The 21,231-nt window shown below is 64.9% G+C and carries 23 protein-coding genes; 14 read left to right on the top strand and 9 right to left on the bottom strand.

The genetic code is table 11. The annotated features are described in order from the left end of the window. The first annotated feature begins 1 nt into the window (after nucleotide 1). Nucleotides 2–412: a (deoxy)nucleoside triphosphate pyrophosphohydrolase gene (locus ACNJX9_RS02825; RefSeq protein WP_439407737.1), complete on the top strand. Its 411-nt coding sequence runs from the start codon at nucleotides 2–4 to the stop codon at nucleotides 410–412. Between the two features lie 105 nt (nucleotides 413–517). Here ACNJX9_RS02825 and ACNJX9_RS02820 read toward each other — a convergent pair whose 3' ends face one another. Then, nucleotides 518–1,387 carry a methyltransferase domain-containing protein gene (locus tag ACNJX9_RS02820; protein ID WP_439410242.1) on the bottom strand — a complete coding sequence of 290 codons (870 nt, stop codon included), beginning with the start codon at nucleotides 1,385–1,387 and terminating at the stop codon, nucleotides 518–520. A gap of 118 nt (nucleotides 1,388–1,505) precedes the next feature. Between ACNJX9_RS02820 and ACNJX9_RS02815 the strand changes: the two genes are divergently transcribed. The 4 genes from ACNJX9_RS02815 to ACNJX9_RS02800 are packed head-to-tail and all read left to right on the top strand — an operon-like array spanning nucleotide 1,506 to nucleotide 3,974. After that, nucleotides 1,506–2,303, top strand: a complete 798-nt coding sequence (locus ACNJX9_RS02815; RefSeq protein ID WP_439407736.1) for a ComF family protein — start codon at nucleotides 1,506–1,508, stop codon at nucleotides 2,301–2,303. A 47-nt stretch (nucleotides 2,304–2,350) separates the two neighbouring features. Continuing rightward, complete coding sequence (grxC, locus tag ACNJX9_RS02810) at nucleotides 2,351–2,626, top strand: glutaredoxin 3 (RefSeq protein ID WP_057747426.1); 276 nt, start codon at nucleotides 2,351–2,353, stop codon at nucleotides 2,624–2,626. Continuing rightward, the gene (locus ACNJX9_RS02805; RefSeq protein WP_439407735.1) at nucleotides 2,623–3,501 is read left to right on the top strand and encodes a carbon-nitrogen hydrolase family protein; all 879 of its coding nucleotides are present in this window, start codon (nucleotides 2,623–2,625) and stop codon (nucleotides 3,499–3,501) included. The genes grxC and ACNJX9_RS02805 overlap by 4 nt, the downstream gene beginning before the upstream one ends. Beyond that, nucleotides 3,498–3,974, top strand: coding sequence for a DUF1178 family protein (locus tag ACNJX9_RS02800; protein ID WP_439407734.1), 477 nt, complete (start codon nucleotides 3,498–3,500; stop codon nucleotides 3,972–3,974). The genes ACNJX9_RS02805 and ACNJX9_RS02800 overlap by 4 nt, the downstream gene beginning before the upstream one ends. A 46-nt stretch (nucleotides 3,975–4,020) precedes the next feature. Here the strand turns inward: ACNJX9_RS02800 and ACNJX9_RS02795 are convergent, their stop codons facing one another. The 3 genes from ACNJX9_RS02795 to ACNJX9_RS02785 all read right to left on the bottom strand — a co-directional run bounded on the left by ACNJX9_RS02795 (nucleotide 4,021) and on the right by ACNJX9_RS02785 (nucleotide 6,330). Beyond that, nucleotides 4,021–4,920: an EamA family transporter gene (locus tag ACNJX9_RS02795; RefSeq protein WP_439407733.1), complete on the bottom strand. Its 900-nt coding sequence runs from the start codon at nucleotides 4,918–4,920 to the stop codon at nucleotides 4,021–4,023. Between the two features lie 154 nt (nucleotides 4,921–5,074). Next, nucleotides 5,075–5,848, bottom strand: coding sequence for a bifunctional 2-polyprenyl-6-hydroxyphenol methylase/3-demethylubiquinol 3-O-methyltransferase UbiG (gene ubiG / locus ACNJX9_RS02790; protein ID WP_439407732.1), 774 nt, complete (start codon nucleotides 5,846–5,848; stop codon nucleotides 5,075–5,077). Between the two features lie 14 nt (nucleotides 5,849–5,862). Further along, nucleotides 5,863–6,330: a PH domain-containing protein gene (locus ACNJX9_RS02785; RefSeq protein ID WP_057747421.1), complete on the bottom strand. Its 468-nt coding sequence runs from the start codon at nucleotides 6,328–6,330 to the stop codon at nucleotides 5,863–5,865. A gap of 152 nt (nucleotides 6,331–6,482) precedes the next feature. Here ACNJX9_RS02785 and ACNJX9_RS02780 point away from each other — a divergent pair, with 152 nt between their 5' ends. The 3 genes from ACNJX9_RS02780 (at nucleotide 6,483) to prfA (ending at nucleotide 11,496) form a co-directional block, all read left to right on the top strand. Continuing rightward, complete coding sequence (locus tag ACNJX9_RS02780) at nucleotides 6,483–7,739, top strand: aspartate kinase (RefSeq protein ID WP_057747420.1); 1,257 nt, start codon at nucleotides 6,483–6,485, stop codon at nucleotides 7,737–7,739. A gap of 347 nt (nucleotides 7,740–8,086) precedes the next feature. Next, the gene (gene ptsP, locus ACNJX9_RS02775) at nucleotides 8,087–10,354 is read left to right on the top strand and encodes a phosphoenolpyruvate--protein phosphotransferase (protein ID WP_439407731.1); all 2,268 of its coding nucleotides are present in this window, start codon (nucleotides 8,087–8,089) and stop codon (nucleotides 10,352–10,354) included. 56 nt (nucleotides 10,355–10,410) lie between these two features. After that, on the top strand, nucleotides 10,411–11,496 hold the full coding sequence (gene prfA, locus ACNJX9_RS02770) for a peptide chain release factor 1 (protein WP_271620682.1): 1,086 nt from the start codon (nucleotides 10,411–10,413) through the stop codon (nucleotides 11,494–11,496). A 15-nt stretch (nucleotides 11,497–11,511) separates the two neighbouring features. Here prfA and ACNJX9_RS02765 read toward each other — a convergent pair whose 3' ends face one another. Beyond that, nucleotides 11,512–11,985 (bottom strand): MarR family transcriptional regulator, encoded by a 474-nt coding sequence (locus tag ACNJX9_RS02765; protein ID WP_439407730.1) that lies wholly within the window; start codon nucleotides 11,983–11,985, stop codon nucleotides 11,512–11,514. Nucleotides 11,986–12,190: 205 nt separating this feature from the next. Here ACNJX9_RS02765 and prmC point away from each other — a divergent pair, with 205 nt between their 5' ends. Together prmC and ACNJX9_RS02755 are read left to right on the top strand one after the other, a co-directional pair. Beyond that, a complete protein-coding gene (gene prmC / locus ACNJX9_RS02760) occupies nucleotides 12,191–13,075 on the top strand; it encodes a peptide chain release factor N(5)-glutamine methyltransferase (protein ID WP_439407729.1) in 885 nt (294 codons plus the stop codon). 456 nt (nucleotides 13,076–13,531) lie between these two features. Beyond that, nucleotides 13,532–14,308: a DUF4167 domain-containing protein gene (locus ACNJX9_RS02755; protein WP_439407728.1), complete on the top strand. Its 777-nt coding sequence runs from the start codon at nucleotides 13,532–13,534 to the stop codon at nucleotides 14,306–14,308. 58 nt (nucleotides 14,309–14,366) lie between these two features. On the opposite strand, the gene ACNJX9_RS02750 is transcribed toward ACNJX9_RS02755, so the two are convergent. Continuing rightward, a complete protein-coding gene (locus ACNJX9_RS02750) occupies nucleotides 14,367–15,113 on the bottom strand; it encodes a methyltransferase domain-containing protein (RefSeq protein ID WP_057747414.1) in 747 nt (248 codons plus the stop codon). A gap of 108 nt (nucleotides 15,114–15,221) precedes the next feature. Here ACNJX9_RS02750 and gloB point away from each other — a divergent pair, with 108 nt between their 5' ends. Both gloB and ACNJX9_RS02740 read left to right on the top strand, forming a co-directional pair. Further along, complete coding sequence (gene gloB, locus ACNJX9_RS02745) at nucleotides 15,222–15,989, top strand: hydroxyacylglutathione hydrolase (RefSeq protein WP_439407727.1); 768 nt, start codon at nucleotides 15,222–15,224, stop codon at nucleotides 15,987–15,989. Nucleotides 15,990–16,025: 36 nt separating this feature from the next. Beyond that, the gene (locus ACNJX9_RS02740) at nucleotides 16,026–16,448 is read left to right on the top strand and encodes a cupin domain-containing protein (protein ID WP_439407726.1); all 423 of its coding nucleotides are present in this window, start codon (nucleotides 16,026–16,028) and stop codon (nucleotides 16,446–16,448) included. 4 nt (nucleotides 16,449–16,452) lie between these two features. Here the strand turns inward: ACNJX9_RS02740 and yddG are convergent, their stop codons facing one another. The 3 genes from yddG to ACNJX9_RS02725 all read right to left on the bottom strand — a co-directional run bounded on the left by yddG (nucleotide 16,453) and on the right by ACNJX9_RS02725 (nucleotide 19,565). After that, nucleotides 16,453–17,322 carry an aromatic amino acid exporter YddG gene (yddG, locus tag ACNJX9_RS02735; protein WP_439407725.1) on the bottom strand — a complete coding sequence of 290 codons (870 nt, stop codon included), beginning with the start codon at nucleotides 17,320–17,322 and terminating at the stop codon, nucleotides 16,453–16,455. Nucleotides 17,323–17,423: 101 nt separating this feature from the next. Then, the gene (gene phbB / locus ACNJX9_RS02730) at nucleotides 17,424–18,149 is read right to left on the bottom strand and encodes an acetoacetyl-CoA reductase (protein WP_057747410.1); all 726 of its coding nucleotides are present in this window, start codon (nucleotides 18,147–18,149) and stop codon (nucleotides 17,424–17,426) included. A gap of 237 nt (nucleotides 18,150–18,386) precedes the next feature. Next, nucleotides 18,387–19,565, bottom strand: coding sequence for an acetyl-CoA C-acetyltransferase (locus tag ACNJX9_RS02725; RefSeq protein WP_057747409.1), 1,179 nt, complete (start codon nucleotides 19,563–19,565; stop codon nucleotides 18,387–18,389). A gap of 294 nt (nucleotides 19,566–19,859) precedes the next feature. Here ACNJX9_RS02725 and phaR point away from each other — a divergent pair, with 294 nt between their 5' ends. Together phaR and ACNJX9_RS02715 are read left to right on the top strand one after the other, a co-directional pair. Beyond that, nucleotides 19,860–20,450 (top strand): polyhydroxyalkanoate synthesis repressor PhaR, encoded by a 591-nt coding sequence (phaR, locus tag ACNJX9_RS02720; RefSeq protein WP_057747408.1) that lies wholly within the window; start codon nucleotides 19,860–19,862, stop codon nucleotides 20,448–20,450. Nucleotides 20,451–20,556: 106 nt separating this feature from the next. Beyond that, the gene (locus ACNJX9_RS02715) at nucleotides 20,557–21,174 is read left to right on the top strand and encodes a class I SAM-dependent methyltransferase (RefSeq protein ID WP_439407724.1); all 618 of its coding nucleotides are present in this window, start codon (nucleotides 20,557–20,559) and stop codon (nucleotides 21,172–21,174) included. Nucleotides 21,175–21,231: the final 57 nt, after the last annotated feature.

Below are 21,231 nucleotides of genomic sequence, written 5' to 3'. Positions count from 1 at the left end.
CATGGCCGAGCTGAAGCTGACACTGGTGGTGGCCTGCGCGCTCGTCGACGCCGACAAGCGCGTCCTGATCGCGCAACGCCCGCAAGGCAAGACGCTCGCGGGCTTATGGGAATTTCCTGGCGGCAAGCTCGAGCCGGGCGAGCGGCCCGAGCAAAGCCTGATCCGCGAGCTCCACGAGGAGCTCGGCATCACCGTCGCCGAGCCGTGCCTGGCGCCGCTGACTTTTGCGAGCCATGGCTATGAGACGTTTCATCTGCTGATGCCGCTCTATATCTGCCGGCGCTGGGAAGGCATCGTCACGCCGCGTGAGGGGCAAAACCTGGCCTGGGTCCGCGCCAACAAGCTGCGCGACTACCCGATGCCGCCGGCGGATATTCCGCTGATCCCGCATTTGATCGATTTGCTGATGTGAGGCTTGCCCTCATCGTCATTCCGGGGCGCGCGAGAGCGCGAACCCGGAATCTCGTGATTCCGGGTTCGGTCCTGCGGATCGCCCCGGAATGACGGTGTAAGTGCCTTAAATCTCCCCCGCCTTCTTCACCGCCTCCGCCAAGCTCGCTTTCGCCGAACCCGGCTTCAGCGGCTGCTGCTGGCTCGCATCTGGCGCCCAGCCGGACAGCCAGATGATGTCGAAGGTCGCACGGATACGGCCGTCGGCATCGGCAAAGCGCTCGGCATAGATTTCGGCCATGCGCAGCAGCGTCGCGCGCCGGCTCGGCGTGCGCCGCCGTTCGATCAGCACATTGGCCGCGCCCATGCGGCGAAGATCCTGCATCAACGTGAACGCGTCGCCATAACGCACCACGACACGATCGACGTCGGTGACCGGCAGCGCAAAGCCCGCTCGCTGCAACAGCGCGCCGATGTCGCGCAAATCGGCGAACGGCGCCACGCGCGGGGAGACCCCGCCTTCGCATTCGGCCTCCGCCGCGGCAAAGGCCTGCCGCAGCTCGGTCAGGCTGTCGCCGCCGATCATCGCGGCGAGCAGCAGCCCGTCCGGCTTCAGCGCGCGGCGAACCTGCGCGAGCACGCCAGGGAGATCGTTGACGAATTGCAGCGCCAGTGCCGAGACGACGAGGTCGAGGCTTTCGGGCAGCACGGGCAATGTCTCGGAGCCCGCTGCGTCGAGCGCAATCCGTTGCACGGACGGCAACCGTCCGCGCAGCCCTGTGAGCCCCTCGCCAGGCGTCCAGAGATCGGCCGCGGCATGAAACTCGCGCATCACTGCAGCAAGCCGGTCGGAGATGTCCTCGGCGACCCGGTCGAGCAGGAAGCTCTCGGGACCCTGCGCCAGCGCGCGCCGCTGCCGCGCATGAAGCAGGGCGCGATCGAACAAGGCGGGCGGGGTCTGTGGGGTCTGAGCCATGCCGCTGGTTACGCCGATCATGCAGGCCATTGCAATCTCCTCTCTCGTATCTCGGACGCGCCTCAGCGCTTTCAGCGCTGCGCCCGGGTGCACGAGAGCGTGGCTTGAGCGGATTGCCGTGGAACGCTAGCCTCCTGTCATGGAAGCTGATGCCGCCCCATCCCGTTCCATTGCCGCGCCTTTGCGTGCCGCGTGGACGGCTGGCCGCCATGTGCTGACACGGGCGGCAAAGCTCGCGCTCGACATTGCGCTGCCGACGCTCTGCGTGTCCTGTCGCGAGCCGGTCGATGGCGAGGGTGTGTGCGCAGCGTGCTGGTCGCGGCTGTCGTTCATTGAACGGCCCTATTGCCCGCGGCTCGGCATTCCCTTCGTCTATGATCCCGGCCCCGACATGCTGTCGATGGAGGCGATCGCGAGCCCGCCGGCTTACATGCGGGCACGCGCGGCGGTGCGCTATGACGATGTCGCGCGCACGCTGGTGCATGCGCTGAAATACCAGGACCGCACCGATCTCGCGCCGGCCATGGGCCGCTGGATGGCGCGCGCGGGCGGCGAGTTGCTCAACGGCGCCGACATGCTGGTGCCGGTGCCCTTGCATTGGCGGCGGGCCTGGCGCCGCCGCTACAACCAATCAGGCGCGCTGGCACAGATCATCGCGCGCCAGAGCGATGTGAAGGTGAGAGCCGAGGTGCTGCGCCGGGTGCGCGCCACCGAGCAGCAGATCGGCCTGTCGCGGGCGCAGCGCGCCACCAATGTCCAGGGCGCTTTCCAGGTATCCCCCGACCACCAGTCCGAGGTCCAGGGCCGACGCATCGTCCTTGTCGACGATGTCCTGACATCGGGTGCGACCCTGGACGCCTGCGCCCGCGCTTTGCTGCGCGCCAAGGCAGCCCAGGTCGACGTGCTGGTCTTTGCCCGGGTTGTCGAGACCAGGTAAACCCCCATATAATTCAATAAATTCATGACATGAGAGCGCCTGATACCATGACCGCTGCTGTCGAGATCTATACCCGGCCGGGGTGCGGCTATTGTTCCGCCGCCAGGTCGCTTCTGACCCGAAAGAAGGCGAGCTTCACGGAATTCGATGTCGCCAAGAACCCGTCCTGGCGTGAGGAGATGTACGACCGCGCCGGCGCGGGCTCGACCTTCCCGCAGATCTGGATCGGCGGAACTCATATCGGCGGCTGCGACGACCTCTACGCGCTCGACCGCGAAGGCAAGCTCGACGGCCTGCTCGAAGGCGTCAAGGCGGTCTCATGAGCGAGGACAGGACCTTCACCGCCGCCATGATACAGATGCGCACCGGCCTGATGCCAGGGCCGAGCCTGGCGCAGGCGACGAGACTCATCCGGGAGGCGGCTGCCAAGGGCGCGGACTACGTGCAGACGCCCGAAGTCAGCAACATGATGCAGCTGAACCGCAAGGCGCTGTTCGAGCATCTGCAGAGCGAGGAGGACGATACCTCGCTCAAGGCGTATCGCGCGCTCGCGGCCGAGCTGAAGATCCACATCCATGTCGGCTCGCTGGCGCTGCGGTTCTCGCCCGAAAAGGCGGTCAACCGCTCGTTCCTGATCGGGCCCGAGGGCAATGTGCTCGCGAGCTACGACAAGATCCACATGTTCGACATCGAGCTGCCGGACGGCGAGAGCTATCGCGAATCCGCCAATTACCAGCCGGGCGAGACCGCCGTGATCTCCGACCTGCCCTGGGGCCGCGTTGGCTTGACGATCTGCTACGACGTGCGCTTCCCCGCGCTCTACCGCGCATTGGCCGAGAGCGGCGCTCATTTCATCACCGTTCCCTCCGCCTTCACCCGCAAGACCGGCGAGGCGCACTGGCACATCCTGCTGCGTGCGCGCGCGATCGAGACCGGCTGCTTCATCTTCGCGGCGGCCCAGGCGGGCATCCATGAGAACAAGCGCGAGACCTATGGCCACTCGCTGATCATCGATCCCTGGGGCGAGATCCTCGCCGAGGGCGATGTCGAGCCCGGCATCATCATGGCCAAGATCGACCCGGCCAAGGTCGAGACCGCGCGCCGCGCCATCCCGTCGCTCCAGCACGGCCGCCGCTTCGGCGTCTCCGATCCCAAGGCCGGGCCGGATCATCTGCACCTGGTGCGAGGATCGGCATGATCCGCTACGCGCTCCATTGCGACCGCAACCACGAGTTCGAGAGCTGGTTCCAGAGCTCGTCGGCCTATGATTCGCAGGTCAAGCGCAAGCTGGTGACCTGTCCGATCTGCGGCTCGGCCAAGGTCGACAAGGCGATCATGGCGCCGCGCATCGTCGGCAAGAAGGGGCGCGCCACGCCGCCGACGGAGCCGACAACAACCGCCGCACCCGAGGCTGCGTCGTCGGGTCCGACCTCGCTGATGCTGGCGCAGGAGCGCGAGCTGCGCGCCAAGCTGAAGGAGCTGCGCGACCACATCGTGACGAACGCCGATAATGTCGGCGACCGCTTCGCCAACGAAGCCCGCGCAATGCATTACGGCGACAAGGAACATCGCCCGATCTACGGCGAGGCTTCGCCTGATGAAGCGAAGTCGCTGATCGACGAGGGCATCGAGGTCTCGCCGCTACCGACCCTGCCGGAAGACCGGAATTAATAGTCTCGCTTCTCGTCATGGCCGGACTTGACGGCGGCTGGGAAAGTCAAAATCCCACCAGCAGCGCCACGCCCACCACGATCAGCACGATACCAAAGACCTCGCGCGGCGCGATCGGCTGCTTGAACGAGTAATACGCCACGCCTTGTGCAAACAGCACCTCGATCAAAGCGAGCGTGCGAACGTTGGCAGCGGCCGTCAGTGCGAACGCCAGGAACCAGAATTGCGAGGCGAAGGCGCCCGTGAAGCCGGCCAGCATGGAAGGCCGCCATAGTCCGAGAATTCCCCGCAACACGTCAGGCGCGCGCCAGAGCAGATAGATCGTCAGGATCAGCGTCTGCACGAACAGGCCGAGCACCAGCGTGAACGAGGCCGCGGTCACGAACGACACGTTCGGCACGGTGATGATGGCGCCGCGGAAGCCGACCGCCGAGAGTGCGAACGCTGCCGCCGCAACGAGGCCGGTGATGGTCGGCTTCAGCTCCGCAAAGCTCTTCTCGCCACCGGGCCGCAGCGCGGTGATGACGACGCCGACGGTGGCGATCACGATCGCTAGCACTTTCAGCCAGGTGAGGTGATCGCCGAGGAAGACGAAGCCGAAGATCGCGGTCTGGATCGCTTCGGTCTTGAGGTAGGCCGTCGTCACCACGAAGGAGCGGTCGTTCATGGCCAGCAGCATCAACCCGGTCGCGACGATCTGGCTGAGCGCGCCGAGCAGCAGCCACGGCCAGAACATCGATGGCGGCATGCCGATGTGATCGCCGGTTGCGACCAGCACGAGCCCCAGAAACAGCAGCGAGAACGGGAAGCCGAACAGGAAGCGGATATTGGTCGCGCCCCATGTCCCGAGCGGCTTCGTCAGCGACCGCTGCATCGCATTGCGCGCGACCTGGCCGAGCGCAGCGACGACGGTGAAGGGAATCCAAAGGCTGGTGATGGTGAACATGGGGTGCCGCTACGGGAGTGTTGATGCAACCTGCCGACCACGCGGCAACAGGTCAATCACGCCCACGTCATAGGAGCGATGCTCTCGCGACAAACTCCGCCTCCGCCGGGACGACAGCGGGGTTGTGGAAGCAGCTAGCCCTTTACGAGCCCCCTCACACCATCGCTTCAGCCACCACCATGTAGTTCACGTCCATGTCGGACGAGAGCGTCCATTTGTCGGCGAAGGGGGAGTAGACGACGCCGGTCTGCTCGGTGATGACGAGGCGGTTGTCGAGGAGATGTTTGGTCAGTTCGTCAGGGGTGACGAACTTGTTCCATTCGTGGGTGCCGGGCGGCAGCCAGCGCAACACGTATTCGGCGCCGACGATGGCGAGCGCAAAACTCTTCCAATTGCGGTTGAGCGTGGACACCACCATCAGGCCGTTCGGCTTCAGCATCGAGGCGCAGCGCTTGAGAAAAACGCCGACGTCGACGACGTGCTCGATCACCTCCATCGCCAGCACGATGTCGAAGCGCTCGCGCGGATCAATCTCCTCCACCGTGGTGCAGCGGTAATCGATCGACAGATGGCTCTTATCGGCATGCAGTTTCGCCGCCGCAATGTTGCTGGCCGACGGGTCGACCCCGATGACCTGTGCGCCCAGGCGCGACAGCGGCTCGCAAAGCAGGCCGGCGCCGCAGCCAATGTCGAGCACACGCAGGCCACCGAGGCAGTTGAGGCTGCGCACATTGCGCTCGAACTTGCGGCAGGCGGCGTCGCGGATATAGCCGAGCCGCAGCGGATTGATCCGGTGCAGCGGCGCCATCTTGCCTTTGGGGTCCCACCACTCGGCTGACAGCTTTGAGAATTTCGCGATCTCGGCGGCGTCGACGGTCGAGCCCGGCGGCACGGTGGCAGTTGCGGATCTATCTTGCTGCATGCTCATGGATACGCGCGGTCCTAACGCGTGGTGATCGAACTACGGAAGGCAAGCGGATCGGCGATGGTCTTGATGGTCTCGATCCCTTCGCCGACGCCGCGGATGGTCACGTCGCCATAGTTGAGAATTCGTCCAAGAATCGTCTGGTCGACATCAACACTCTCGACCTTATCCAGCGCCATTTCAAAGGTGCGACGCTTGATGAACCCGGTCTTATGCACAACCCTGAGATTGGTGACGTCGGTCTCGGTGGTGAAGCGGTGGAACCAGCCTTTCACGGTCCAGAACAGGGCGGCCAGCGCCACCAGGCCGGAGCCGAACAGACAGATGATCATCACGCCGTAGATGTCGGTCCGGCGAGAGACCACGAACAGGGCGATCGCCACGATCCAGGCCAGAATGGCCGGGAAGTAGAAGATCCAGTGCGCATTGGTCGAATACAGCACCCGCTCGCCGGGCTGCAGGATTTCGTCAATATAGCGCGCCATGACCTCTGATGACCCATTGCCTGGATTGGCCGGTGCAGGAACCCGCTTGCCCCCGGCCCCGCCCCTCTGTATACGCGCGGGCGGTATCCCCCAGGGCATCCGTCCGGCGCGGGTCACCATACTGATCCTCAAGAGGGAATGCACGCGTCGTCATGAGCCGTCTCGTGATGAAATTCGGCGGCACGTCCGTCGCCAACATCGAACGTATCCGCAACGTCGCACGCCATGTGAAGCGTGAGGTCGACGCCGGCCATGAAGTGGCCGTGGTCGTCTCGGCGATGTCGGGCAAGACCAACGAGCTGGTGGCCTGGTGCACCGAGGCCTCGCCGATGCACGACGCGCGCGAATACGACGCCGTCGTCGCCTCCGGCGAACAGGTCACCTCGGGCCTGCTGGCCATCGTGCTCCAGAGCATGGGCATCCAGGCCCGCTCCTGGCAGGGCTGGCAGATCCCGATCAAGACCAGCGATGCTCATGCCTCGGCCCGGATCGAGGACATCGACGGCAGCGAGATCATCAAGCGCTTCCAGGAGCGGAAAGAGGTCGCTGTCATCGCCGGCTTCCAGGGCATCGATCCCAGGACGGGCCGCATCACCACCCTTGGCCGTGGCGGCTCCGATACCTCGGCCGTGGCCGTCGCCGCTGCCGTCAGGGCCGATCGCTGCGACATCTACACCGATGTCGATGGCGTCTACACCACCGACCCGCGGATCGTGCCGAAGGCCAAGCGGCTCGACAAGATCGCGTTCGAAGACATGCTGGAACTGGCCTCCCAGGGCGCCAAGGTGCTCCAGGTGCGCTCGGTGGAACTCGGCATGGTCCACAACATGCCGATCTTCGTCCGTTCGAGCTTCGACAAGCCTGAGGATATCGACCCGCATGCCAACCAGCCGCCCGGCACCCTGATCTGCGGCGAGGAGGAGATCATGGAAAACCACGTCGTCACCGGTATCGCCTTTTCGAAGGACGAGGCCCAGATCTCGGTGCGCCAGATCGAGGACAAGCCTGGCGTTGCCGCATCGATCTTCGGCCCGCTCGCGGATGCCAATATCAACGTCGACATGATCGTCCAGAACGTGTCTGAAGACGGCAAGACCACCGACCTGACCTTCACGGTGCCGGCCGCCGACCACGTCAGGGCCAAGGAGACGATCACCGCCGCCAAGGCCAAGATCGGGTATGCACGGCTGGATACCGCGACCGACGTCGCCAAGATCTCGGTGATCGGCAGCGGCATGCGCAGCCATGCCGGCGTCGCGGCCCAGGCGTTTTCGGCCCTCGCGGGACGGAATATCAACATCCGGGCCATTACAACCTCCGAGATCAAATTCTCGGTTTTGATCGACGCGGCCTATACCGAGCTTGCGGTGCGCACGCTGCACACGCTCTACGGCCTCGATCAGGCCTGAAGCGCCACCGTCGTGGTCTTGCCGGAAAACCGCTTCGCACTTTTCCGGACCATGCCAAGGCTAATTTTCTCTTAGCGGTCGCAGCAAACGCTGGGGTGTACACACCTTCGCGTTTGGCAGGCGTTTTGCTTGGCAAAACAAGCCTCAATTCGCTATACGGCGGACAGGGTGGGCTGCCGCAGACTGTGTCCCAGTTCAGGCGGCGCTGATTCGACGCAAGCACAAAATCTCGGGAAGATTTGCGTTTGCACCTGCGCCGGACAAACAATTTGATTGTTTTTCTGGAATTTTAGGCCAGCCGCCGGCCAATATCGCCGGACCGGGCAGACGGAGGAGATTGACGGTTCATGCGGAGCGCGTCGGGAGGTCCCCGCGTCTTGTTGAGACGGCTCCGCGAAACCATGGCGGAGCAGGTCTCGGCCCAGGAGCGGCTGGACAAGATCGTGGTGCTGATCGCCGCCAACATGGTGGCCGAGGTGTGCTCCGTCTATGTGCTGCGCGTTGACAACACCCTCGAGCTCTACGCCACCGAAGGCCTCAACCGCGAGGCCGTGCACCACACCGTACTCAGCGCCCATGAGGGCCTGGTCGGCCTTGTCGCCAGCGAGGCGACGCCGCTCAATCTGAACGACGCGCAGAGCCATCCGGCCTTCTCATTCCGCCCGGAGACCGGCGAAGAGATCTATCACTCCTTCCTCGGCGTGCCGATCCTGCGCGCCGGCAACACGCTCGGCGTGCTGGTGGTGCAGAACCGCGCCAAGCGCACCTATGTCGAGGAGGAACTCGAGGCGCTGCAGACCACTGCCATGGTGCTGGCGGAGCTGATCGCGTCAGGCGAATTGTCCGCGCTGGCCCAGCCGGGCCTGGAGCCGGCCGCGCGCCATTCGACGCAGAAGGCCGGCGCGATCCTCTCGGAAGGCATTGCGCTCGGCCATGTCGTGCTGCACGAGCCGCGCGTCGTCATCAAGGACTACATTGCCGAGGACCTGCCGAAGGAAATCAAGCGGCTCGACACCGCGCTGGCCAAGCTGCGCTCGGATCTCGACCGCATGCTGGAGCGCGGCGATGTCGCCGAGGTCGGCGAGCACCGCGACGTGCTCGAAGCCTACCGCATGTTCGCCAACGATCAGGGCTGGTCGCACAAGCTGCACGAGGCGGTCGCCACCGGCCTCACCGCGGAAGCCGCCGTCGAGCGCGTCCAATCCGACACCCGAGCCCGCATGCTGCGCTCCACCGATCCATACCTGCGCGATCGCCTGCATGACCTGGAAGACCTCGGCTACCGCCTGATGCGGCAGCTGGTCGGCCAGGACCACGCGCCTTCACGCGAACAATTGCCCGACAATGCCATCGTCATCGCGCGTGCGATGGGCCCGGCGGCACTGCTCGATTACGACCGCAAGCGCCTGCGCGGCATCGTGCTGGAGGAAGGCACCGCCAACTCCCACGTCTCGATCGTGGCCCGCGCGCTCGGCATTCCCGCGGTCGGCGAAGTGCCGAATGCGCCCGGCATCGCCGATCCAGGCGATGCCATCATCGTCGACGGCACCTCGGGCGCGATCTATGTGCGCCCGTCGCAGGAGATCGAAGCAGCCTATGCCGAACGGGTGCGCTTCCGTGCCCGCCGCCAGGCGCAATATCTGGCGCTGCGCGACCGGCCCTGCGTCACCAAGGACGGCGAGAAGGTCGAGCTCCTGATCAATGCGGGCCTTGCCATCGACCTGCCGCATATCGACGACACCGGCAGCGCCGGCATCGGCCTGTTCCGCACCGAGCTGCAATTCATGGTGGGACAGAGCCTGCCGCGCACCAGCGACCAGCTCGCGCTCTACCGCGCCGTGCTGGACGCCGCGGGCCCCAAGCCCGTCACCTTCCGCACCCTCGACATCGGCGGCGACAAGGCGCTGCCCTATATGGAGACGGTGATCGAGGAGAATCCCGCGCTCGGCTGGCGCGCGATCCGGCTCGGACTGGACCGTCCCGGCCTCTTACGCGGCCAGATCCGCGCGTTGCTCCGCGCCGGCGGCGGCCGCGCACTGCGGATCATGTTCCCGATGATCACGGAGGTCGCCGAATTCGATTCGGCGAAGGCGCTGGTCGAGCGCGAGCTGACTTATTTGCGCCAGCATGGCCACACCCTGCCGGAGCGCATCGACATCGGCACCATGGTCGAGGTGCCCGCCCTGCTCTACCAGCTCGACGAACTCCTGAAGAAGGTCGACTTCATCTCGGTCGGCTCCAACGATCTGTTCCAGTTCCTGTTCGCGGTCGACCGCGGCAATGCCAAGGTCTCCGAGCGCTTCGACACCATGTCGACGCCGATCCTGCGCGCGCTGCGCGACATCGCGCAAAAAACGCTGACCGCGAAGAAATCGCTGTCGCTCTGCGGCGAGATGGCCTCGAAGCCGATCGGCGCGCTGGCGCTGCTGGCGATGGGCTACCGCTCGCTGTCGCTGTCGGCGACCGCGCTCGGCCCGGTCAAGGCGATGGTGATCGACCTCGACGTCAAGAAGGCCGCAGCCATGCTTGGACCCCTGCTGGATGCACCTAGCGGCAGCGTTTCGATCCGGCAGAAGCTGACGGAATTTGCCGAGGCCGAGGGCCTGGCGTTGTAGCGGACCTGCCGCTCGCCCTCGCCGCCTCGCTTCCCTCCGCCATTCGAGACTGAACCATGTCGTCACTCCCCGAAGCCAAACTGGACCTCCTGCTCGCGCATCACGCGTCCCTCGAGGCCGAGTCGCTCGGACAGCTCTCCTCCGAGCGCTACGTCCAGGTCACGCGCGAGCTCGCCGAGATCACCCCGCTGATCGAGGCGGTGAAGACGTATCGCTCTGCCGTCAAGGAGCTCGCCGACACCGAGGCGCTGATCGCCGATCCCGCGACCGATGCCGAGATGCGCAGCATGGCCGAAGCCGAGCGCGACGAGCTCAATCCGAAGATCGAGGAGCTGGTCCAGAAGATCCGCATCGCGCTGCTGCCCAAGGACGCCATGGACGACCGCAACGTCGTGCTGGAAATCCGCGCCGGCACCGGCGGCGACGAGGCCTCGCTGTTCGCCGGCGATCTGTTCCGGATGTACGAGCGCTTCGCCGCCTTGCAGGGCTGGAAGGTCGAGGTGATCTCGGCGAGCGAAGGCACTGTCGGCGGCTACAAGGAAATCATCGCGGAGGTGCAGGGCCGCGGCGCGTTCTCGAAGCTGAAATTCGAATCCGGCGTGCACCGGGTGCAGCGCGTGCCCGACACCGAGACGCAGGGGCGCATCCACACCTCGGCGGCCACCGTCGCGGTGCTGCCCGAGGTCGAGGATGTCGACGTCGACATCAAGAACGAGGATCTGCGCATCGAGACCATGCGCGCGCAAGGCGCCGGCGGCCAGCACGTCAACAAGACGGAATCGGCGATCCGCATCACCCATATCCCGACCGGCATCGTGGTGATGATGCAGGACAGCCGCTCGCAGCACAAGAACCGCGCCTCGGCGATGAACATCCTGCGCTCGCGCATCTACGATGCCGAGCGGCAGCGCGTCGATGCCGCACGCTCGGCCGAGCGCAAGGAGAAGGTCGGCTCCGGCGACCGCTCCGAGCGCATCCGCACCTATAATTTCCCGCAAGGCCGCGTTACCGACCACCGCATCAATCTGACGCTCTACAAGCTGCCGCAGGTGATATCAGGCGAAGCGCTCGGCGAACTCACCGATGCGCTGACCACCGAGCACCAGGCCGCGCAGCTCGCCGCACAGGGCGCAGCGGCCTGACAGGCCGCGGGGCGTTCAGGCCTCGCCGGGCGCTCCGAAGGATTTCAACAGACGGCTCAGCGCCGGGCTCGCGGCGCGGCGGAGCTCCTCGAGGTTCTTGCGCGAGAGCGCCTGGAGCTTCTGCTCGCCTTTTTTCGTCAGCTTGAGATGCACGCGCCTGGCATCCTCCGGATCGGCGAGGCGAGCGACAAGGCCCTGCTTTTCGAGGCGATTGATCAGCTCGACAGCGGAGTGATGCCGGATCAGCAGAAATTTCGCGACGTCGCCGACGGTTGCCGGGCCGGGGCGGACAAAGCCCTTGATGCCGAGCAACGCCTGATGTTGCGTCGGCGTCAATCCCTGTACGGCGGCGGCCGCCTCGCTGAATGCCAGAAAGCTTCGGATCTGGTAGCGAAACTGCGCCAGTGCTGCGTAATCGGAGTCACGCATCGTGCTGCGCCTCGCCGATGCCACCACCTTCAACCGCTGCGCCCTCTTGGCTTGAGCCATGCCTGCCTCGACCGTGCCGCCCGCCGTCGCGGGAGGCTTAGCCTAAAGTAGCAAGCGGCCGTAGCCGGACCAACCGGCCGATGTCACGGATGCACAGCTATCCGATGGGGACGTCCCTCCTGCGCTGCACAGTCAAGCGCGCTCGTTTCCGTTGACGCAAGCAAGGCAGCCGATCTATCCACGATGCCAGGCAGGATGGTTCCCCTTGGCGACAGGCTTTGATCCCGGACAGAGCATCGAGAGCGCGCGACGTGCGCTGTCGGCGCTGCTGCAATCGGCCGGCGTCGAGGAGCCGTCCCTCGATGCGCGCCTGCTTGTTGGCGCTGCACTGGGGCTCGATCTGACCGGCCTGATCACGGAGGCGGCGCGACCGCTCACGCCAGAGGAGACAGCGCGGCTCGAAGGGTACGCGCAGCGAAGGCTCGCACATGAGCCGGTCGCCCGCATTCTCGGCATCAGGGAATTCTGGGGTCTGCCGTTTCGTTTGTCGGAAGCAACCCTGGTCCCCCGACCCGATACCGAGACGGTGGTCGAGCGTGCACTCGAGCATTTTCGCGAGCTCGGTCGCTCTCATCCGCCTGTTATCGCCGATATCGGCACCGGATCGGGCGCGATCCTGCTTGCGCTGCTGCACGAGATTCCCGAAGCCTTTGGTGTCGGCACCGATCTCAGCCTGACCGCGCTTCATACCGCCAGGGTCAATGCCGCCGCCCTCGGCCTTGCCCACCGCGCCAGCTTCGTCGCCTGCTCGTATGCGGCGGCCCTTCGCGGCCCGTTCGATCTGATCGTGTCCAACCCGCCCTATATTCCCGCAGGGGAGATTCCGAAATTGGGCATCGAGGTCCGCGAGTACGATCCGCACCTGGCGCTTGATGGCGGCAATGACGGATACGATGCCTACCGTGCCCTGATTCCCCAGGCAGCCGGCCTGCTCACCCCCGGCGGGGCGCTGATCGTCGAGGCCGGCCAGGGACAGGCGCCGATGATTGAAACCTTAATGGCAGCTGCCGCGTTATCGATGGACCGGCCCCCCAAGGCTGACCTGGCGGGCATTCCCAGGGCCGTCTCGGCCCGAAAAATGCCCCCATAAAAGCCGGATTGGGCTCGAAAAACCTCTTGGAATATCCCGTGGGAACGACTACGTTCCGGTCAACACATCGGTGCCGGCCCCGTAGACCTACGGGCGAAAGCCGGGCTCTCGGGCGAGAGCTTTACTGATTATAGGTTCCAAGCCGCAGGTCCTGTTGAGCGCGATGGCCAGTAGAGCTGCGCTGCTCTCCGACCGCAACGTGAACGAAAGCCTGATATTGCGCTTGAAGACTTACGCAACAAAGCTGGGCTTGTTTCGGCAGGCGATATGAATGGGTTCGCTGGCAATGGATGCTGGCGGGTGGGGAACGCGTCTTTGTTGAACGCGACGGCCGACGAACATTGGCAGGGTTCAAACCGCACTTGCGCGCGGTGCGCGTGAGGCCTGTGGACCCTTGTCGCACTCCTAGCAATCAGTAATGCGTGCAACCTCTAGGGCTGGAATTAAAGGCAGGACATGAGAAACGGTCAGAACAAGCAGCGGATGCGCAACCGCAACAACAACAATAACAACAACCGACGCGGCCAGAACCCGATGACCCGGGTCTACGAATCGAACGGCCCCGACATCAAGATCCGCGGCACTGCCTCCCACATCGCCGAAAAATATCTTCAGCTGGCGCGCGACGCCCGCTCCTCGGGCGACCCGGTTGCCGCCGAAAACTACTACCAGCATGCCGAGCACTACTTCCGCCTGATCGCGGCGGCCCAGGAGCAGTTCCGCCAGAACCAGCAACCACGCGGCGAAGAGCCCATCAACACCAGCAGCGATGACGGCGAGGACGACGGCGATAATTTCTCGGCCTTCGGCCAGGAGCCGGGTTTCGTTCCGCAGCCGCCGCAGCAACAGCCCTTCATGCGCGACCGCGACGGCCAGCGCGATCACCAGCGTGACTACCAGCAGCGCGACAACCAGCAGCCCTATCAGCGCGATCAGCAACCGCGCGAACATCGCGAGCGCGACCATCGTCCGCAGCCGCAATATCACCAGCAGCCGCAGCCGCAGAACCAGCCGCAACCTGTCGTCGCCGATGCCGGCAGCGTCGATCGCCTGCCGTCCTTCATCACCGGCGCGCAGCCGCAGACCACCGGGGCGCCCGGCGGCTTCGAAGGTGGCAATGGCGGCGGGGGCGAGCGTTATCCGCGGCGACGCCGCCGGCCGCATGGCGGCCCGCGTCCCGAGCGCGAGGCCGCTCCGGCCGCGACCAGCGACGATCTCGCCCCGGGCGAGTAAGCCACACTTCCGATGTGATGGATTGCAATCGTCCCGGCCTCGCCGGGACGATTTGTTTTCAGCCCCGCCTCACCGTGGTCGAGGACGGCACCAGCACCGGCTTCGCCAGCGAGGGAATCAGCCTGGCACGTTCGCGCTTGGCGGGGATCGCGCGATAGACCTGCTTGGTCGCTTCGACGATGTGGACGCCGGCGAAGGGCAGCGACAGCGCCGCTCCAGCCCGCTCCCACATCTGCGCTGACTTCAGCACCCAGCGGCCGGCATAAGGCGGCATGAACAGCGCCTCGCCCCAGCCGGTCGGCGTGAACCAGGTCTGGCGCAACAGGTCCGTGATCTGCGAGCGCGAATAGGGACGGCCGTGGCCGAACGGCGTGTTGTCGCTCCGCGTCCAGACGCCGCGCCTGTTCGGAATCACCGCGATGACGCGCCCTGAGGGCGACAGCACCCGCCACACCTCGCGCAGCAGCGCGGCCGGATCGTCCGACATCTCCAGTGCATGGATCAGCAGGATGCGGTCCACCGCAGCGTCGGGAAGCGGCAGCGAGAACTCATCGACCAGCGCGGCCAGCGCGGGCCGCCCGGTCGGCCATTTGAGCACGCCCTGCGCTGCCGGCATGAAGGCGATACAGCGCTCCGCGTCCTCGCGGAACAATCCGAGATAGGGCGTGGGGTAGCCGATGCCGAGCACGCGCTGGCCCTCGGCGCCCGGCCAGCGTTCCCTGATGCCGCGATTGATCATCTGCCGCGCCACGATGCCGAGACGGCGGGAATAGAATTCTCTGAGGTCGACGACGTCGATGGTCATAAGGGCAATGTAACATGCGCTGGGGCGCGGCTGCGCGCTCAATATTGCATTGCCTGCGCAACGTTAACGCCATATTTGTCTGGCGGGGCTGAGCGCGATGGAGATGTCATGGCCGCCGAAATTCGTACTTTCACCTGTTTAAACGACAATTTCGGTTATCTGATCCACGATGTGGAAACCAAGGCAACCGCGTCGATCGACGCCCCCGAAGCCGGCCCCATCATCAGGGCGCTGGAGCGTGAGGGCTGGCAGCTCACCGACATCCTGATCACCCATCATCATGGCGATCATGTCGGCGGGGTCGCCGAGCTCAAGCAGAAATACAATTGCCGCGTCGTCGCGCCGCATGACAAGACGACGAAGATCGCCAATGTCGATCTGCGCGTTGCCAATGCCGACGTGGTCAAGGTCGGCTCGTTGCTGGGGCGCGTGCTGGAAACGCCCGGTCACACGCTCGATCACATCTCCTACGTGTTCGATACCGAGAAGACGCTGTTCGCCGCCGACACGCTGTTCTCGATCGGCTGCGGCCGGGTGTTCGAGGGCAACTATCCGATGATGTGGGACTCGCTCTTGAAGCTGCGGGCGCTCCCCGACGACTTCAAGCTCTATTGCGGCCACGAATACACGGCGTCCAACGTCAAATTCGCACTCACCGTGGAGCCCGACAATGCGGCGCTGCAGGCACGGGCGGCCGAGGTTGCGAAGCTGCGGGCGGAGAACAAGCCGACGATTCCCTCGCTGCTTGGAGATGAGAAGCGAGCAAACGTGTTCCTGCGCGCTGATGAACCGGCGGTCGCAGCCAGGCTTCACATGAAGGGCGCGGATGCCGCCGCAGTGTTCGGCGAGTTGCGCGAGCGCAAGAACAAGTCCTGACGCAAAGTCTTGAACAATAAATCCTGCCGGGGATCGATGCCGACCGCAGCCGAGATCATCGCGCGCCTCGAACTCCGCCCGCATCCCGAGGGCGGCCATTACCGCGAGACCTTTCGCGACCAGGCCACCGACGCCAACGGCCGGTCACGCTCGACGCTGATCTACTTCCTGCTGGCGCGCGGCGAGCGCTCGCACTGGCATCGGATCGATGCGGTCGAGACCTGGCACTATTATGCCGGCAGTCCCTTGATGCTGCGCATCGCCCATGAGGGCTGCTCCCAGCACGAGGTGCGGCTCGGCACCGATCTCGTCAGCGGCGAGCGGCCGCAGGCCATCGTGCCGGCGCACGCCTGGCAAATGGCGGAAACCACTGGCGAGTGGACGCTGGTCGGCTGCACCGTGGCGCCGGCGTTCGAGTTCGCAAAGTTCGAGCTCGCGCCGAAGGGCTGGGAGCCGTAGACTCTCATCGCTTCCGCAGTACCATGTCCTTTGCGGCGATCAGGCCGCCGCCGGCGATCAGGATGGCGGCGACCGCGATGTTGGCGCTGGCTTTGGCAAAGCCGGCTGCAATGAGGAAGCCGGTCGATAGCAGCGGCGTCGCGTAGGACGCGGCGCCAAGCACGCGGATGTCACCGCGCTTCATGCCGACGTCCCAGGCGTAGAAGGCAGCACCGACCGGGCCGATGCCGAGCCCGATCACGGCGAGCCATTGCAAAATGGTCTCCGGCCATACCGTGGTCTCGAGCAGACCATGCATCAGCGCGGCGAGCAGCGATGTGGCGAGACAGAAGCCGGCGACCGCATCGGTCGGCACGGCCTTCAATCGCCGCGACAGCACCGAATACGTCGCCCAGACGAAGGCGGCGATTAAGGCCGCGATCAATCCCGGCACCGCGCCCGGCGCGAAGCCTGACGTATTGCCGGCAAACAGCAGCACCGTGCCGACGAGGCCGAGCACCGCACCGACGATGTGATGCATGGCGAGCCGCTCGCCCGGCAGGAAGGACGAGAACAGCACGATCAGCAGCGGCCACATGTAATTGAGAAGGCCCGCCTCGGCGGGCGGGGCAAAGCGCAGCGCGAGGAAATACAGTGCGTGATAGCCGAACAGGCCGCCGACGCCGACGACCCACACCACCAGCGGCTGCCGCAGGCTCTTCGCGGCATCAGCACGGCCGATCCAGGTGAGGAGCCCAATGAGGCCGCCGATCGCGAACGTCATGGCGGCGAGCTGAAAGGCCGGAATCTTGCCGGTCGCCACCGTCATCACTGACAGCAGCGACCACATCAGGATCGCGGTCAATCCGATCAGTGTGGCGGTGCGCGGGGTCATCGATCAAAGGCTCTGAGGACGCTTATGCCCGGCGCAAGGCCGGGCATTTGCGTCTTCACTATCGCCTTGTCGCGGCTGGCGCTACAGGCTTGATGTCCCTATCAGGCCTGATACTGGCCGCCATTGATGGACAGCGTCGAGCCGGTGATGAAGCCGGCTTCGTCGGCCGCGAGGAACACGACCGCGCGGGCGATCTCCTCCGGTTCGCCGAGCCGGTTGACCGGAATCTGCGGAATCACGTTCTTCTCCAGGACGTCCTTCGGCACGGCCTGCACCATCTCGGTGTTGATGTAGCCGGGGCAGATCGCGTTCACGGTGATGCCGCCCTTGGCGTTCTCGAGCGCGAGCGCCTTGGTGAAGCCGATGTCGCCGGCCTTCGCCGCGGAATAGTTGACCTGGCCGAACTGGCCCTTCTGGCCGTTGATCGACGAGATCGAGATGATGCGGCCGAACTTGCGCGAACGCATGCCCTCGATCACCTGCCGCGTCATGTTGAACAGCGAGCCGAGATTGGTGTTGATGACGGCGTTCCACTGCTCGAGCGTCATCTTGTGGAAGGCGGTGTCGCGGGTGATGCCGGCATTGTTGACGAGCACCTCGACCGGCCCGAGATCGGCCTCGACCTTCTTTACGCCCTCGGCGCAGGCATCGAAGCTGCTGACGTCCCATTTGTAGACGGCAATACCGGTCTCGGCCTTGAACTTCTCCGCCGCCGCGTCGTTGCCGGCGTAGCTCGCCGCGACCTTGTAGCCGGCCGCCTTCAGCGCCTTGCTGATCGCAGCTCCAATGCCCCGCGTACCACCCGTCACCAATGCAACTCTTGCCATATCGTATTCCTTCCCTTGGACTCTTCGGACGTTTCTGAGCGATCGTTTTTAGCGATGGATTATGCGGTTGGTTTGACGGACATCAAGAACAAAACGCCCGGCGTTGAGCCGGGCGTTTGTATTTAGTCGAGGCTGGCGCGGTTGCGAAGAATATTTGATTTGCAACCGCCGCCTTTTTAATCGCGTGCATCGCACTCTGCCTGCGTGTGCAGCGCACCCGTCAGTCAAGTGTCAGTTTCAGTCTCGCGCGAGACACATTGCGATGCCCATGCCGCCGCCGATGCACAGCGTGGCGAGGCCCTTCTTGGAATCGCGCTTCTGCATCTCGTGCAGGAGCGTCACCAGCACGCGCGCGCCGGAAGCGCCGATCGGGTGACCGATCGCGATCGCGCCGCCATTGACGTTGACCTTGGAGGTATCCCAGCCGAGGTCCTTGTTGACGGCGCAGGCTTGCGCCGCGAACGCCTCGTTGGCCTCGATCAGGTCGAGATCGCCGACGCTCCAGCCGGCCTTTTTCAACGCAAGGCGTGAGGCCGGGATCGGGCCGGTGCCCATGATCTTCGGATCGACGCCGGCGTGCGCCCAGGACACGATGCGCGCGAGCGGCTTCTTGCCTTCCTTGGCCGCCTGCTTTGCGGTCATCAGCACCACGGCAGCGGCGCCGTCATTGATGCCGGATGCGTTGCCGGCCGTCACCGTGCCGTCCTTCTCGAAGGCCGGGCGCAGCTTGCCCATCGCATCGAGGGTTGCGCCGTGGCGTGGATATTCGTCGTCGCTGACGACCACGTCACCCTTGCGCGTCTTGATGGTGACCGGAACGATCTCGTCCTTGAACTTACCGGCCTTCTGCGCGGCCTCGGCCTTGTTCTGCGAAGCGACTGCGAACTCGTCCTGCTGGGCGCGGGTGATCTGGAATTGCTTGGCCACGTTCTCGGCGGTGTTGCCCATGTGGTAGCCGTTGAAGGCATCCCACAGGCCGTCCTTGATCATGGTGTCGACGAATTCGAGCGCTCCCATCTTGACGCCGCCGCGCAGGTGCTGGGCGTGCTGGGCCATGCTCATGGATTCCTGGCCGCCGGCGACCACGATGTCGGAATCGCCGTTCACCAGCGCCTGATAGCCGAGCGCCACCGAGCGCAGGCCTGAGCCGCAGAGCTGGTTGACGCCCCAGGCCGGGCTGTCGACCGGGATACCGGCCGCGATCGAGGCCTGCCGGGCGGGGTTCTGGCCCTGACCCGCGGTCAGGATCTGGCCCATGATGACTTCCGAGACCCGGCCGGGCTCGATGCCACCGCGCTCCAGCGCGGCCTTGATGGCGACGGCGCCGAGGTCATGTGCGGGAAGGGTCGCGAAGGCTCCGTTGAAGCTTCCGACCGGGGTGCGGGCGGCGCTGACGATGACGACATCGTCTGACATGGGCATCTCCTGGGGCTTGAGGTTCTGTGTCGAGGGGGCGGGCGGGCGCAGGAAAAGGCCCGTCAGTCTCGTCCGGCATCCTGTTAACGTCGTTGAGGCATGTCAATGCCGCACCGCATTCAAAATAGCGTTCCTGGTGCTTTCGCAAGCAAGTTTTTGCTGCGCAATTAACCGTGCCGCACAAAACGGTGGCGTGCTCCCGTTGAAAATGCTTACTTTGTTGCGTTGCGTACTCGTCCCGCCCTGCGGCATGGCCGCAAGGTTCCCGTTCTCCGCGCTTGCAAGTGAGAGCCCATGGCGAAATCAGACCAACCCACCACGATCAAGAAATACGCGAACCGCCGGCTCTATAACACCGGAACGAGCACCTATGTGACGCTCGAGGATCTCGCCGCCATGGTCAAGGATGGCGAAGATTTCCTAGTCTACGACGCCAAGACCGGCGACGACATCACCCGCTCCGTGCTCGCCCAGATCATCTTCGAGCAGGAGAACAAGGCCGGCCAGAACCTCTTGCCGACCACCTTCCTGCGTCAGCTGATCCGCTTCTATGGCGACAGCATGCAGATGGTGGTGCCGAAATATCTGGAGCAGTCGATCGCGACGCTGACCCAGGAGCAGGAGAAGTTCCGCAAGCAGATCGCCAACACGCTATCAGGCACGCCCTTCGCGCCGCTGGAAGAGCAGGTCCGCCGCAACATGGAACTGTTCCAGCAGACCTTCTCGATGTTCAAGCCGTTTGCGACGCCTGCGCGCTCGGCCACTCCGGAACCGGAGCCCGACGCGAATGCCGAGCCCGCCAAAGACACCAACATCGACGACCTGCGCCAGCAGATGAAGGACATGCAGGAACGCCTCGAGCGGATGTCGAAGAAGGACGAGTAGTCTCTCGTTCGCACTGGCGCGTCCGCGAGCCGCGGGCGCGCGTACTGCAAATTAATAGCGGCATCGCCAACAGCGCGCCGCCATGCCGGTCAAGGCCGGAGCCACCATGTCCGACCGCACCACGCATTGGCAGAATGTCTACGCCACCAAGGGCGAGACCGAGGTCAGCTGGTTTCAGGACAGCCCGGCGATCTCGCTCGAGATGATCCGCGCGGCCAGTCCCGATCAAAATGCTGCCATCATCGACGTCGGCGGCGGCGCGTCGCGGCTGGTCGATGCGCTGCTGCAAGACGGATATCGCGACATCGCGGTGCTGGATCTCTCCGTCAATGCGCTTGATGCGGCAAAGAAGCGAATCGGTGCGGCCGCCTCAGCGGTCGACTGGATCGTGGCCGACGCCACGACATGGCAGCCGGTGAAGAGCTACGACGTCTGGCACGATCGCGCCGCGTTTCACTTCCTGACCGATCCGGCCGACCGCGCTGCCTATGTCGAGCGCCTGCGATCGGCGGTTGCGGCAGGCGGACAGGTGATCATCGCGACGTTCGCGCCTGACGGCCCGGAGAAATGCAGCGGCCTGCCGGTGCAGCGGCATGACAGCGCCAGCCTTTCAAGCGAGCTCGGGCCTGCGTTCGAGCTGGTCGAGACGCGCAGCGAGATGCATCCGACGCCGTGGCATTCGACCCAGGCGTTTCAGTTCAGCCGGTTTCGACGGCGCTCGTAAGGAAAATCGCAGGCTCCGCGAACTCGTCATTGCGAGCGCAGCGAAGCAATCCAGACT

Source organism: Bradyrhizobium sp. BLXBL-03, assembly GCF_051853015.1.
GTDB lineage: Bacteria > Pseudomonadota > Alphaproteobacteria > Rhizobiales > Xanthobacteraceae > Bradyrhizobium > Bradyrhizobium manausense.
This window is presented reverse-complemented; position numbering and strand designations above follow the sequence as displayed.

What these genes read in the sequence shown, in the direction of transcription:
- ACNJX9_RS02825 (WP_439407737.1), top strand. Translation starts at nt 2, where the DNA reads ATGGCCGAGCTGAAGCTGACACTGGTGGTGGCCTGCGCGCTCGTCGAC.
- ACNJX9_RS02820 (WP_439410242.1), bottom strand. Translation starts at nt 1,387, where the DNA reads ATGATCGGCGTAACCAGCGGCATGGCTCAGACCCCACAGACCCCGCCC.
- ACNJX9_RS02815 (WP_439407736.1), top strand. Translation starts at nt 1,506, where the DNA reads ATGGAAGCTGATGCCGCCCCATCCCGTTCCATTGCCGCGCCTTTGCGT.
- grxC (WP_057747426.1), top strand. Translation starts at nt 2,351, where the DNA reads ATGACCGCTGCTGTCGAGATCTATACCCGGCCGGGGTGCGGCTATTGT.
- ACNJX9_RS02805 (WP_439407735.1), top strand. Translation starts at nt 2,623, where the DNA reads ATGAGCGAGGACAGGACCTTCACCGCCGCCATGATACAGATGCGCACC.
- ACNJX9_RS02800 (WP_439407734.1), top strand. Translation starts at nt 3,498, where the DNA reads ATGATCCGCTACGCGCTCCATTGCGACCGCAACCACGAGTTCGAGAGC.
- ACNJX9_RS02795 (WP_439407733.1), bottom strand. Translation starts at nt 4,920, where the DNA reads ATGTTCACCATCACCAGCCTTTGGATTCCCTTCACCGTCGTCGCTGCG.
- ubiG (WP_439407732.1), bottom strand. Translation starts at nt 5,848, where the DNA reads ATGAGCATGCAGCAAGATAGATCCGCAACTGCCACCGTGCCGCCGGGC.
- ACNJX9_RS02785 (WP_057747421.1), bottom strand. Translation starts at nt 6,330, where the DNA reads ATGGCGCGCTATATTGACGAAATCCTGCAGCCCGGCGAGCGGGTGCTG.
- ACNJX9_RS02780 (WP_057747420.1), top strand. Translation starts at nt 6,483, where the DNA reads ATGAGCCGTCTCGTGATGAAATTCGGCGGCACGTCCGTCGCCAACATC.
- ptsP (WP_439407731.1), top strand. Translation starts at nt 8,087, where the DNA reads ATGCGGAGCGCGTCGGGAGGTCCCCGCGTCTTGTTGAGACGGCTCCGC.
- prfA (WP_271620682.1), top strand. Translation starts at nt 10,411, where the DNA reads ATGTCGTCACTCCCCGAAGCCAAACTGGACCTCCTGCTCGCGCATCAC.
- ACNJX9_RS02765 (WP_439407730.1), bottom strand. Translation starts at nt 11,985, where the DNA reads ATGGCTCAAGCCAAGAGGGCGCAGCGGTTGAAGGTGGTGGCATCGGCG.
- ACNJX9_RS02755 (WP_439407728.1), top strand. Translation starts at nt 13,532, where the DNA reads ATGAGAAACGGTCAGAACAAGCAGCGGATGCGCAACCGCAACAACAAC.
- ACNJX9_RS02750 (WP_057747414.1), bottom strand. Translation starts at nt 15,113, where the DNA reads ATGACCATCGACGTCGTCGACCTCAGAGAATTCTATTCCCGCCGTCTC.
- gloB (WP_439407727.1), top strand. Translation starts at nt 15,222, where the DNA reads ATGGCCGCCGAAATTCGTACTTTCACCTGTTTAAACGACAATTTCGGT.
- ACNJX9_RS02740 (WP_439407726.1), top strand. Translation starts at nt 16,026, where the DNA reads ATGCCGACCGCAGCCGAGATCATCGCGCGCCTCGAACTCCGCCCGCAT.
- yddG (WP_439407725.1), bottom strand. Translation starts at nt 17,322, where the DNA reads ATGACCCCGCGCACCGCCACACTGATCGGATTGACCGCGATCCTGATG.
- phbB (WP_057747410.1), bottom strand. Translation starts at nt 18,149, where the DNA reads ATGGCAAGAGTTGCATTGGTGACGGGTGGTACGCGGGGCATTGGAGCT.
- ACNJX9_RS02725 (WP_057747409.1), bottom strand. Translation starts at nt 19,565, where the DNA reads ATGTCAGACGATGTCGTCATCGTCAGCGCCGCCCGCACCCCGGTCGGA.
- phaR (WP_057747408.1), top strand. Translation starts at nt 19,860, where the DNA reads ATGGCGAAATCAGACCAACCCACCACGATCAAGAAATACGCGAACCGC.
- ACNJX9_RS02715 (WP_439407724.1), top strand. Translation starts at nt 20,557, where the DNA reads ATGTCCGACCGCACCACGCATTGGCAGAATGTCTACGCCACCAAGGGC.